Origin of the sequence: Rickettsia rhipicephali str. 3-7-female6-CWPP (genome assembly GCF_000284075.1) — a bacterium.
Classification (GTDB): Bacteria; Pseudomonadota; Alphaproteobacteria; order Rickettsiales; family Rickettsiaceae; genus Rickettsia; species Rickettsia rickettsii.
Genome location: NC_017042.1, coordinates 531,904 through 543,736, shown reverse-complemented (window position 1 = coordinate 543,736; position 11,833 = coordinate 531,904). Strand labels below are relative to the sequence as shown.

The window sequence follows — 11,833 nt, the reverse complement described above, 5'->3', positions numbered from 1 at the left end:
AATAAATATGTATAGCAAAATAAATAAAGTTCATGATTTTAAAGAAGTTATAGAAGCGGTAAAACAAGCCGATAATACTAGCTTGGTGCTTTTTGATGTAGATGAAGTAATTGTAATGGATAGTGATGAATCTAGGTTAACACATGATTATAGAAAAGAATTAATGAAGAACATTGAAAAAAGACTTACTAGAAAAGAATGTGAATTATTACTTAGTATTGTTCTTAAAGATAGGAAAGCTAGATTTGTTAACCCAGATATCTTAACGATATTTGCTCTACTTACAGAAAAAAATGTACCGGCAATGGGTCTTACTAAACTTCCTACCGGTAAATTCGGCGTAATTGAAGATATGATCGAATGGAGAATTCGTGAACTCACTGAATTAAAGGTAAATTTTCAAGAATTTTCACCTTTAGAAAATGAGATAATAATAGAAGATTTTAATGCCGGCTACGGTAAACCTACATTAAAAGACGGAATAATTTACACTGCGGAATATGATAAAGGAAGCATGCTTGAGTATGTATTACGAAAAACAAATTATTATCCACAATCAATAATATTTATCGATGATATAGAAGAAAATTTATTATCATTACAAGAAATTTGTAAGAACCTAAAAATTAACTATCAAGGATTTGAGTTTACCGGTTCTGCTATCGTTCCTGAACCTGTTCTTGATGCACAATTAGAAAAAATTAGATTTGAAATTCTAGAAAAAGAATATAAATGGTTAACGGATAAGGCACTTAAAAAGTATACTTTGTCATCTAGTAGCTTGTCCACAGTATCCAACTAAAAATGTCACAACAACATACATTTTTAGTTGCTTTTCCTAGATGCCGTGGACAAACTATAGATGACACCTATTCACCTTAAAGTATAATATTATGTCTGCAAAACTTATTGTTCTTTTTACCTTACTTATCTCGCTTTCTACTATGGCAAGTAAAAAGGAAGAAGAAAAAATTACAGGAGTAAAAGCAACTAAAGTACAAATTGCCGAGCTTTACGACATATTTAATATTGTAGGGCAATGCCAGAATGATAATAGTCGTGATTATTATGCTAATGCCACCGGAGTAGTGGAACAAGTCTCAGCACATCAAGGAGAAATAGTAAAAAAAGGGGATATATTGCTAGTTATAGATAAAAACATAGCAGAAACCACTAAATCTAAAGCAGCAGCGTTATTAAATACAAAACAAGAAGATTATAATAGAAAAGAAGCTTTATTCGCTAAAAAATTTGTAAGCAACGAGGAATATAAAAGGTCAAAAAGCGAACTTGAAGATGCAAAATTTAATTATTCCAAAGCTCTAAAAACATATAATGATATGATAATTACTGCACCCTACTCCGGTAAAATAGGCGTAATTAAGTCTATGGTCGGCGATGAAGTAAAAATAGGTGACTATCTTTTTAGCATTACCGGAACAGAAAACTCACAAAGTATTTTTATTGAATTGCCGGAGTCTTTAAGCGGAAAAGTTGGAGTCGATACTGAAGTTTTAATTGCAGGAAAAATTAAAAGTACAATCGGGGCAGTATCGCATTACTTATCAGATAATGGTACTTTAACAGCGAAAATTATTTTACCTATGGGTACAAAAATCCTGCATAATAGCTTTGTAGATGTTACGCTTATAATTAACCCTCATAAAAACCTAACCGTTCCTGAAAGTTGTATTCAACGAAATAATCAAGGTCATTTTATTTATAAAATAGACGGTTATACGATAAAACAATTATATGTAAAAATCGGTACACGTACAGAAGGTCTAATTGAAATTATCTCTGACGATATTAAAGCAGGTGACTTAGTCGTTACCGAAGGTATGACTAAAATTGGTGACGGCTCAAAAGTTAAGATACTTGAGGAATAGTTATTTATATATGCTTTTTAAGCCATCTCTGTATTCTAGAGATTGTTGCACGTATTCCTTCTTGCCTTATAGAAGTAATAGTTAATAAAATCAAAATTTTTGTCACAAAGCAATAGGTTCGTATTTTTTGCATTACATAGTTATTTTTGAAAAAAGAAATATTACTGTTTTTATAGTCTTCATTTTTATTTTCTAGTAATCTTAATTGTGTAACAGCTGCTAATAACAAATTAATAGTAAACGGACTAAATTTACTTAAATAAGAATCATTAAGAACATAAGAAGTAATATTTATTAAACCTACTGAATATTTATTGGGGTCCATAAACGTATTAGTACCACCGCTAATTCGTACTTTAGACAATTCTTTGTCTATACCGCCTATTGAGTTTTTACTAGCAATAGATATCCATAAACAACAATCTTCACCACTTCTTATATTTTCAGGAAATAAATTTTCTTGGAATAATGTCAAAGTTCCCATAACTGTCGGCATTGCTATTGGACAAGTTTGTATGACTTGAGGAAAAACATTGCCACTAAAAAACCCGGAACGAACAGATTCTATATATTTTCCTTTTTCATTTATTTTTTGATATGAAGTATGAGAAAATATAAAATTATTTTCTTCCATAAACTTTAATTGGATTTCTATTTTATCCTTATAAAATAAATCGTCCGAATCAAGGAAAGCAATATACTTTCCTATAGCATTTTTAATACCTAAGTTACGTGCAGCAGCAGGTCCTTCATTTTTTTTATGAAAATATTTTATTCTTTTATCTTTTTTGCATATTGAAGTTAATTCTGATATATCATCAGTCGACCCATCATCTATTATAAGTATCTCAAAATTTTTGTGTGTTTGAATAAGTACACTTTCTATAGCTTCAATTGCCCAATTTATTCTATTATATACCGGTATAATAACACTAATTTTAGTATCATTTAGTACTTGTTTAGCCATAGTATTTGCTAAATCACAGGCTTTTTTATACGGAGTATTATTGGATAAAAAAGTAGCTGTACGAGTTAAAAATAAATAAGGAGAACCTTCCATTTTGATCATTTCTTCTTCTGTTAACTCGTGAAGAAACGATGACCATAATACATTACATTCTTCGTTATGATTTGATATTTTTTTACTACCTTGCTCTGAATGAAAACGAGATTTAATTAGGATAGATTCGTCAAAATGAATAGGGGCAACACGGAAAATTTTAAACCATAAATCATAATCTTGCGTTGTCGGTAAAGCCTCATTAAATATACCGACTTCATGAAAATATTTAGCAGGAATCAATAACGAACAACCATGTATTAATCCTCGTAATAAAGGTAATAAAGAAATATTAAGTTTATTTATAGGTAGCACACTATCCGGTTTAATATAACGTAGAGAGTTGCCTTTTTCATCGATTAATTCATAACCACCGTAAATGATAGTATCTTTATTATCTAATTTATTTAATATGTCAACTTGATGCTCGATTTTATTAGGATAATATATGTCATCATGGCTAAGCCACGAAAAATATTCCCCTTTCATGTTTTTTATACCGTAATTTAAGGCCGAACCGCAACCTCCGTTTTCTTTATGAAAATAGCGTATTTTATCACCATATGATAATGCTACACGTTCTGTCTCTCCATTATCTTTTGAACCATCATTAACAACAATAATTTCAATATTTTTGTAAGTTTGTGCTAAAGCACTATTTATAGCTTCTTTCATATAATTAGTCCCATTATAGACAGGTATAATAATGGAAACTAAAGTATGATAAATATTTAGAGGTTTATCTTTCCTAATTGTCATAACTTTTAAAAATAATTTATAAAATGTTAGTTTTATTGTTTAAATTTTCTATAGAGCTTTAGAAAAATAGATTTTTCTTCTTCACTAATAATTAGTTTATTTTTAAGAATTTTTATTTCTTCTAAAGCATTATTTTTAGCTCTGTTACAGTATTATTTAATTTAATTTCATAGTTTAAGTTTTTCTCTTCGCTATTTTTAAATGCATCTCTAGTGTGCAGCAATTGTTTTAATATATCTTGGGATTGCAAACCTAGCTTTTCTAAAAATTCTAGAGTCCAAGCTGAGATTGGATAGTTAAATAATTGTTTTATAGGCTTTAAATCTGAGTTACTAGATATACAGATTATAGAATTAGGAGGATTTTTTCAGAATGCGTGTCGTTAGTTACACCATCTACTCCTTATAGAAAAATTCTTTGTTCGGATATGATTCAAAGTCTTTTTCAGTAATTCAATTAACTAAATGATGTATATTCCCTTCCGGTTCATTAAAAGGTACATTTACTATTAATCGTTTTTTATATTTAAGATTAAGTACTAGATTTAACCCATCTTCAATATGCTCAAGTGCATATCGTGATACAATATAATCATATTTTTCTGCCTTTTTAATAAAACTAACTAAATCAGATTTAATATATTGTATATTAGATGCTCCATAATTTTGTTCAGCATAAATTATAGATTCTTTACTGATATCTATTGCTGTAATTTCTACGCCTAATATATCGCTAAGCATGAAAGTTCCATGTCCCATTCCACAACCTATATCTAAAATTTTTATTTTTTGATTTAGCATTAATGGGCTATTAAGTATATCGGCTTCTATAATTTTTTTAAAAATCTTATAGCTAATTTTATGACGCATTACCTCTAAAATATCATAAGTTTCCCCAGGAATTAATCTTTTATTATAATTTTAATAAATATTCGGCGATAAATGCAGCAGGGTTTTCTACAGGATCAAGCATCTTTTTAAATTGATTTCTGCCACTACTATTTTCATGATAAGGTAAATAATGATTTTGCTTAATAAATTCTATATAGTTAATAATATCTTGCGGCTCATAAGCAAAATACATATATTTTTTCAATTCTTTAGATAGAGCATTGCTATTAAATTCATTATTCCAACCATTACTTAAGTAAATTATAGGCTTATCGGCAACCACTACTTCAGCAAGAGATGAAGTACCGTCACTTATTACAATATCTGACACCATTATATCATCCAGTAACGACCTGAATGCATGTGCAGAAACAGTAACATTCTTTAAAGAGTTAAATCTACTTAATATATTATCCATATCACTTTGGCTTAAGTAATTTTTACCGACCGCATAGGTAAATAGTGTAACATGCGGTCTTATAATAAAATGAATATTAGGATGTTGTAATGCATAATTATAGAAAAAATAGTGATAATTTAAGAAAGTAGAACCTCCTTCATATAAATCTCTATTTTTAAATGATAATTCCCATCTAGGAAGCCATAAAATGGTTTCCGAGTTTGGTTTTTCTTTAATATTATAATTTCTTACTTCATAGTATGGTTGATAACCTGAAACAATAACTCTATCCTTAGGAAATTTATAATTACTAATAAAGATATCCTTTGTACTTTCTGAATCAACAAACACCGTCTCTATGCAACTTGATAACTTATCATTATCAATATTTTTTTGATGAAAGATATGAGGACCATAGACTATATACATAATTTTTGTTTTAGTTCCTCTAAAGCTCTTATACAAATTAGCAGCCGTAAAAGGTTCTGATATATAGCCTTGAAAATTTTCGTAAGGGTTTTGCGTAAAAATAAAATCCGGCTGATAATTTTTTAATTCAGAAATTTCACATTTTGTATTAACATTTGAATAAGAAGCATACTTACCGCATGGATATATCACATCTTGTGTATCAAATTTACTAATAAACCCGGTATCTATTCCTCCTTGAATATTGGGATGAGGATGAGGTACTATTACAATTTTGACATCATGACCTATTTTTTTCATCTCATTATATATTGCGTATACGCCTTTGCCGCCGAATGTCTCTGTACTAACAAGGAAAACTATTTTTTTATAAGAATTTTCTTTGGAATAGCAAAAAGAAGATATAAGAGTTATTAGTAAAAAAACACTTAAAAATAAAGTGTTAAGTTTTATTAATTTAAAGAATTTCATGTTTTTGATATGATAATAATGAATAGGATTACTTTTTAAACCATACTGTACGGTTAACATAATCCACATAACTTAAAACTATACGTAATATTTTCTTTGATACAAGTCCTGCTTCTGCATAATCCGGCACGATATCTTGCAAGCGTTTATTATTCTCGTGTTCTTCCGTAATAGCTTTCACCGATTGTAGTACCCGTTTAGCCTTAAAACCCGACATAATAAGCGTTCCGGCGTCCATACCTTCAGGACGTTCATGTGCTTCTCGAATATTTAAAGCAGGTAAATTAAGTATAGACGCCTCTTCAGTAATAGTACCACTATCGGATAAAATACAAAATGCATTCATCTGAAGTTTGACGTAGTCCGTAAACCCAAAGGCCGGCAAAAATCTTATTTTATCGCCAAGTTCTTTAAACCCCTCTAAATCCTCAAGCCTTTTTTTAGTCCTTGGGTGTGTTGAGAAGATTATAGGAAAATTATACTCTTTAATAAGCGTTTGTAAACTACTTAATAATTCTTTCAGATTATTTTTGACATCAACATTTTCCTCACGATGTGAGCTAATTAAGAAATATTGCTTTGTGGTAAGTGACAATTTATCTAAAATATCAGACTTTAATATTTTAGGCATAAAGCGATCCAGGACCTCAGGCATATGCGAACCTGATTTAAAAATAAGCTCAGGCGGTAAACCTTCGAAAATTAAATAACGTCTTGCATGCTCGGTTAACGTAATGTTAACGTCACTAATATGATCAATGATTTTACGGTTTATTTCTTCAGGTACACGCTGATCAAAACAACGATTTCCCGCTTCCATATGAAAAATCGGAATTTTACGGCGTTTAGCGGCAATTGCCGATAAACATGAATTAGTATCACCGTAAAATAAAACAGCGTCGGGTTTTTCTTTCTCAAGTACTTCATCAACTTTTTCGATAATAAGCCCGATAGATTTTGCCGTATTATCTGCTGCTACTTCTAAGAAATAATCGGGTTTTCTAATTCCCATATCATCAAAAAAAACCTGATGTAATTCATATGCATAATTTTGACCGGTGTGAACCAGGATGTGATTAGTATATTTATCAAACTCAGAAATCACGCAGCATAGTTTAATAAGTTCAGGACGAGTACCGACAATCATCATTACCTTAAGCATTTTTTAGCTCCTCTTGTACGTAATCAAGAGTCAGTAATAACTCTTTTACTTCTTCTAAATTTAAACGTTTTGTATTATGGGAAGTGTAATCCTCTAAAAGAGCTACTTTCTTTTCACCTTCAACAAAATATTTTGCATAATTAAGATCGCGCCCGTCCATAGGAATACGGTAATAATCCCTTAAATCATCAGCTTTTGCCATTTCTTCTGATGATACTAATGATTCGTAATGTTTTTCGCCGTGACGTGTACCGATAAAACGTATTTCATTTTTGCTATCGAATATATCTTGTAATGCTTTTGCGAGTACTTCAATTGTGCTTGCTGGAGATTTTTGTACGAAAATATCACCCTGATGACCATGCTCAAACGCATATAAAACTAAATCCACAGAATCTACAAGCGACATTAAAAAACGTGTCATTGACGGTTCTGTAATGGTTAATTCCTTACCTTGTTTTATTTGATTGATAAAAAGAGGAATTACCGAACCTCTGGAAGCCATAACGTTACCGTATCTAGTGACGCAAAGCACAGTCTCACCTGGAGAACGCATACGTGCTTTTGCTATTGCTAACTTTTCCATTAATGCTTTAGATAATCCCATTGCATTAATTGGATATACAGCCTTATCGGTACTCAGTACAATAACTTTTGTAACTTTGTTATTAATAGCAGCACTTAAAACATTTTCAGCACCTAAGACGTTAGTATTTATTGCTTCCATAGGATAAAATTCACAAGTCGGAACCTGCTTTAAAGCAGCGGCATGGAATACATAATCTACACCGTGCATTGCCTCATCAATACTTTTATAATTGCGTACGTCCCCGATATAGCATTTAAGTTTCGGATTATTTAAAGCAATACGCATATCCTCTTGCTTTTTTTCATCTCTACTGAAAATACGAATTTCCTTAATATCGTTAATAATATCGGATTTAAGAAAACGAGAAAGCACCGCATTACCAAACGAACCGGTGCCTCCTGTAATCATTAAAGTTTTATCTACAAACATTATATATAAATACCTATTTTGTTATTATTCATTCTGTCATTGTGTCAATCGAGAAACACTCTAAGGTAGTCATCCTGTGGTTTGTCCACAGGATTCAGTTATAAAAAATACAAACATAAAAAGCTCGATTTATCTCACTTTATGCTGGATTCCGTGTACAAGCCTATAGTAACCGGACATTTTTCTTCTATGTCAATTTACTTAAACTCACACATACGCTTTACAAGCTCACGCCATTCAGGAGGCGTATATCCTGTCACCTCATTAAAACGAGTGCTATCTAGTGAGCGATCTATTACAAGCTCATCTGACGGAATAATATCAATTTCTTTATTATATATTTCTGCTACTAATTTTAACAATTCTAACTTATTAATCGGTTTTGAGGCAACATGATAAAGCCCGTGCAACTCTTTATTAGGTAACACAAAATCCCTTATTATTCTTGCAAGCTCTACTGTCGGGAATCCTGAATAAATAGCTTTCTCAAACCCTTTCACTGAACCTTCTGCACTTAAAAACCAATTGATTAAGCTTCTATTGCCTGCTAGCTCATGACCTATAATGGAAGTACGCAATGTGATAGCATGCGGATGATCTACCTCACCAAGAAATTTTGAACGACCGTAAAGGTCATAACAGTCAGAAAAATCGCTTTCCTTATAATTACCTTTTTTTCCTGAAAATACACAGTCAGTACTAATATGGATTAACCTTGAATTAACTAGTTTACATAAATTAGCTAGCCTATGAGGCAACAAACTATTTATCGGTAATGCTTTTAACGGATCATTAGCATCTGCCAATTGTTTTACAAGCCCTATACAATTTATTACTATATCGGGTTTTGTTCGATTCAATACCTCAACTAACGAATCATGGTTCTCAACATCTACATTTGTAATTAATTTATCGGATAAATCCTTAGAAAAGTAAGAACGAGCTGAATTATTTCGGGCTGTTGCAAAAATGTCAAATTTTTTATTAATACTTAAAAACCTGAATATGCTATTACCTAGCATACCGGTAACACCTAAAATTAATATTTTCATAGTATATTTTATTTATTTTGACCGAATCGGTTCTATCATAAATAATATATCTTTACAATAGTGTTGTGAGTGCGTAACAATATTGAGTTATAAATAATTAACTTGCCATAGAAAAGGTTCTTATGCTATCTTCTGTAATTTTCCAACCTTCATCTGCTGCAAGCTCTAAATCATATTGGTCTTGCATATTAATCCACCAACGAGGATTAATATTAAAATACTTACCCAAACGAAGGGCTGTATCAGCGGTAATTGAACGATGATGCTTAATTATATTATTGATCCTAGTAACGGGTACATCAATATCACGAGCAAGTTTGCTTTGACTAATCCCCATAGGTTCCATAAATTCTGCTAGTAACATTTGTCCCGGTGAAATAGGAGGTAATTTGTTTGTCATAAATTCTTGGCTTTGTTGCATGGACCGTTTTATGTCATTCCCGCGTAGGCGGGAATCCAGTAAAGTAAAGCTTTTTTTTAAAAGCTTTACTTAAAAAAACTATATAATAAAAAATCTTCAAAATGAAAGATTTGTTAGTCTGGATCCTCGCTTTCGCGGGGATGACATTGAGTAGGTTTTTCGATCCATACAACAACTCCTCAATTCTTTCCTAATTAAATATTTTTTATAGCATCAAGCACGGTTTCAAGAATCATACTAGCAGCTACTGCATCATCGTTATTATTACGGTCTTTTCTTTTCACTCCAAACGACTTAAGGAAATTATTTGCAGCTTTGGTAGTTAATCTTTCATCTTGTAAATATATAGGCAAGTTTATAGATTTTGCTAGCTCTTCAGCAAATTGCATCACTATATTTGTTTGCTCCGTTACTGCTCCGCTCATATTAATCGGTAGACCTATTATAACACCACAAACTTTATATTTCTCGATGATATTAAGCAAGGAAGTAATAACAATTTTTGTATTTATCTCGGTTATAGTATTTAAGGGCATAGCAATACTACGTTCTTGATTAGATAATGCGATTCCTAATTTTTTGCTTCCGCAATCAATAGCGATAAGCGGAGCATTTGGTATTAAAAGCCGATAAAATTCTTGAAGATTTTTTATGATCATGATAGTTATAAAAATTACTTTATTAATTATTATTTATGCTAAAAACTATTCAGAAACATTTAGATACGAAATTAATTAAATTATCGGCGATTTTAGCCTTTATTTATTGTTTATTATTTAATACCGCAATATTGATTTATAAATTTGATTATTATAAAGCAACAATCTTTAGAGGAATATTAGAGTTATCAAAAGATTTTTGCTATATTTATATATTTTCTTTTTTAGCATTTTGCGGTCTTAGCGTACATAGATTAGTGTTAAAAATCGGCGTGGGGTTTTTATTTATAACATCCGCTATTGCTAGTTATTACATTTATTTCTTCAAAATCAATCCTACTAAACAAGTAATAGGTAGTTTTTTCTCAACGGATTTAAACGAAGTTTATGAATTAACCAGCATTAAGTTAATAATATGGATAATTTTTTGCCTTTTTACCTGTTTTTATACTCTCAAATCTTTTGCCGCTGAAAATTCTAAATCATTCGTAACAAAACTATTATCTGCCACTTGCTTACTTATTTTTGTATATAATATTATTACTCCTTCATTTAAGATACTAAAAAATTATTTTCCCATTCAGTATTTACATAATAGCTACCTTAATTTTGCCGGAAATTTCGGTGATAAAAATTATGCATGTATAGATATTAGCAAACAATATAACTTTATAGATAAGTCAGATAAAGATATTATCGGTGTTTTAGTTATAGGAGAATCAGCAAGATTTGATCATTTCGGTATTAACGGTTATGAAAGAGATACGACTCCTTACTTAAAGACTACTCAAAACCTAATTTCTTTCAAAGCTAAATCTTCTTCTAACCTTACCTATCTTTCCGTACCGTCGTTACTTTCACGTTATCCTGCAAGTCAAATTGAAAATAGTAGACAAGAGAACAGCTTTTTATCAATTTTAACAAATCTTGGCTTTAATACTACCTGGATCGGTACTCAAACTTTAATGAGGAGTTTTGCAAATTTTGACCTCAGTAATATATATAATGACGTTAATTTTACTATATTACCGGGCGGCTCTGCCCTATTTTCTTTAAATGATCATGATGAAAAAATATTGCCTTTTATAAAAGCAATAATAACAAACTCAGAGAAACAATTTTTAGTAGTGCACACTTCCGGCAGCCATTGGAACTATAATGCGAGATATCCAAAAGAGTTTGAGTATTTTACCCCTACCTGTCCTATTAAGGTTAAGGGAGATGCAAGTGATTGCGATAAGCTTGCTTTAGTTAACAGTTATGATAACTCTATTTTATATACCGATTTTTTTTTATCTAATTTAATAGATTTGCTTAAAGATAAAAATGCATTTTTATTATATGTATCTGATCACGGCGAGTCCCTCGGAGAAAATGGTTATTACGGTCACGGCGGTCCACTACTTGCAGAACAAATAACCGTACCTCTTATAGTTTGGGTATCAGATGATTTTCAAGCCAAATATCCTAAAGCAGTATCTTCAATTAAAAATTATGCTAATACCGAAATTAGCCATGATTATGTATTTCATTCAATCCTTGACTGTTTAAATATAGATTCCGACATAATAGATAAAGACTTAAGTATATGTAAATCTAGTTAAAAATTATTGAATTATTAAA

General features: G+C 30.8%; 11 protein-coding genes. 3 read left to right on the top strand and 8 right to left on the bottom strand.

All coding sequences use genetic code 11. The annotated features are described in order from the left end of the window. The first annotated feature begins 7 nt into the window (after positions 1–7). Entirely contained in the window at positions 8–802 is a 795-nt protein-coding gene (locus tag MCC_RS02960) for a DUF2608 domain-containing protein (protein ID WP_014408471.1), read from the top strand. A gap of 88 nt (positions 803–890) precedes the next feature. Beyond that, a complete protein-coding gene (locus MCC_RS02955) occupies positions 891–1,889 on the top strand; it encodes an efflux RND transporter periplasmic adaptor subunit (protein ID WP_196792994.1) in 999 nt (332 codons plus the stop codon). A gap of 4 nt (positions 1,890–1,893) precedes the next feature. Here the strand turns inward: MCC_RS02955 and MCC_RS02950 are convergent, their stop codons facing one another. The 8 genes from MCC_RS02950 to ruvX all read right to left on the bottom strand — a co-directional run bounded on the left by MCC_RS02950 (position 1,894) and on the right by ruvX (position 10,210). Continuing rightward, positions 1,894–3,708: a glycosyltransferase family 2 protein gene (locus tag MCC_RS02950; RefSeq protein ID WP_014408469.1), complete on the bottom strand. Its 1,815-nt coding sequence runs from the start codon at positions 3,706–3,708 to the stop codon at positions 1,894–1,896. A gap of 452 nt (positions 3,709–4,160) precedes the next feature. Continuing rightward, positions 4,161–4,577, bottom strand: coding sequence for a class I SAM-dependent methyltransferase (locus tag MCC_RS02945; protein ID WP_014408468.1), 417 nt, complete (start codon positions 4,575–4,577; stop codon positions 4,161–4,163). Between the two features lie 43 nt (positions 4,578–4,620). After that, a complete protein-coding gene (locus MCC_RS02940; protein ID WP_014365965.1) occupies positions 4,621–5,967 on the bottom strand; it encodes a hypothetical protein in 1,347 nt (448 codons plus the stop codon). Then, complete coding sequence (wecB, locus tag MCC_RS02935; RefSeq protein ID WP_014408467.1) at positions 5,927–7,060, bottom strand: non-hydrolyzing UDP-N-acetylglucosamine 2-epimerase; 1,134 nt, start codon at positions 7,058–7,060, stop codon at positions 5,927–5,929. Before wecB ends, MCC_RS02940 begins: the two co-directional genes overlap by 41 nt. Next, on the bottom strand, positions 7,053–8,078 hold the full coding sequence (gene capD, locus MCC_RS02930; RefSeq protein WP_014408466.1) for a UDP-glucose 4-epimerase: 1,026 nt from the start codon (positions 8,076–8,078) through the stop codon (positions 7,053–7,055). The genes wecB and capD overlap by 8 nt, the downstream gene beginning before the upstream one ends. Positions 8,079–8,275: 197 nt before the next feature. Further along, positions 8,276–9,130, bottom strand: coding sequence for a dTDP-4-dehydrorhamnose reductase family protein (locus MCC_RS02925; RefSeq protein WP_014408465.1), 855 nt, complete (start codon positions 9,128–9,130; stop codon positions 8,276–8,278). Positions 9,131–9,227: 97 nt separating this feature from the next. Beyond that, complete coding sequence (locus MCC_RS02920; RefSeq protein WP_014408464.1) at positions 9,228–9,551, bottom strand: HigA family addiction module antitoxin; 324 nt, start codon at positions 9,549–9,551, stop codon at positions 9,228–9,230. Positions 9,552–9,745: 194 nt separating this feature from the next. Next, entirely contained in the window at positions 9,746–10,210 is a 465-nt protein-coding gene (ruvX, locus tag MCC_RS02915) for a Holliday junction resolvase RuvX (RefSeq protein WP_014408463.1), read from the bottom strand. Positions 10,211–10,245: 35 nt separating this feature from the next. Here ruvX and MCC_RS02910 point away from each other — a divergent pair, with 35 nt between their 5' ends. Then, entirely contained in the window at positions 10,246–11,814 is a 1,569-nt protein-coding gene (locus MCC_RS02910) for a phosphoethanolamine transferase (protein ID WP_014408462.1), read from the top strand. Positions 11,815–11,833: the final 19 nt, after the last annotated feature.

Coding starts and splice junctions, on each gene's coding strand:
- MCC_RS02920 (WP_014408464.1), bottom strand. CDS start 9,551: ATGCAACAAAGCCAAGAATTTATGACAAACAAATTACCTCCTATTTCA.
- ruvX (WP_014408463.1), bottom strand. CDS start 10,210: ATGATCATAAAAAATCTTCAAGAATTTTATCGGCTTTTAATACCAAAT.
- MCC_RS02925 (WP_014408465.1), bottom strand. CDS start 9,130: ATGAAAATATTAATTTTAGGTGTTACCGGTATGCTAGGTAATAGCATA.
- MCC_RS02910 (WP_014408462.1), top strand. CDS start 10,246: ATGCTAAAAACTATTCAGAAACATTTAGATACGAAATTAATTAAATTA.
- MCC_RS02960 (WP_014408471.1), top strand. CDS start 8: ATGTATAGCAAAATAAATAAAGTTCATGATTTTAAAGAAGTTATAGAA.
- MCC_RS02945 (WP_014408468.1), bottom strand. CDS start 4,577: ATGCGTCATAAAATTAGCTATAAGATTTTTAAAAAAATTATAGAAGCC.
- wecB (WP_014408467.1), bottom strand. CDS start 7,060: ATGCTTAAGGTAATGATGATTGTCGGTACTCGTCCTGAACTTATTAAA.
- MCC_RS02940 (WP_014365965.1), bottom strand. CDS start 5,967: ATGTGGATTATGTTAACCGTACAGTATGGTTTAAAAAGTAATCCTATT.
- capD (WP_014408466.1), bottom strand. CDS start 8,078: ATGTTTGTAGATAAAACTTTAATGATTACAGGAGGCACCGGTTCGTTT.
- MCC_RS02950 (WP_014408469.1), bottom strand. CDS start 3,708: ATGACAATTAGGAAAGATAAACCTCTAAATATTTATCATACTTTAGTT.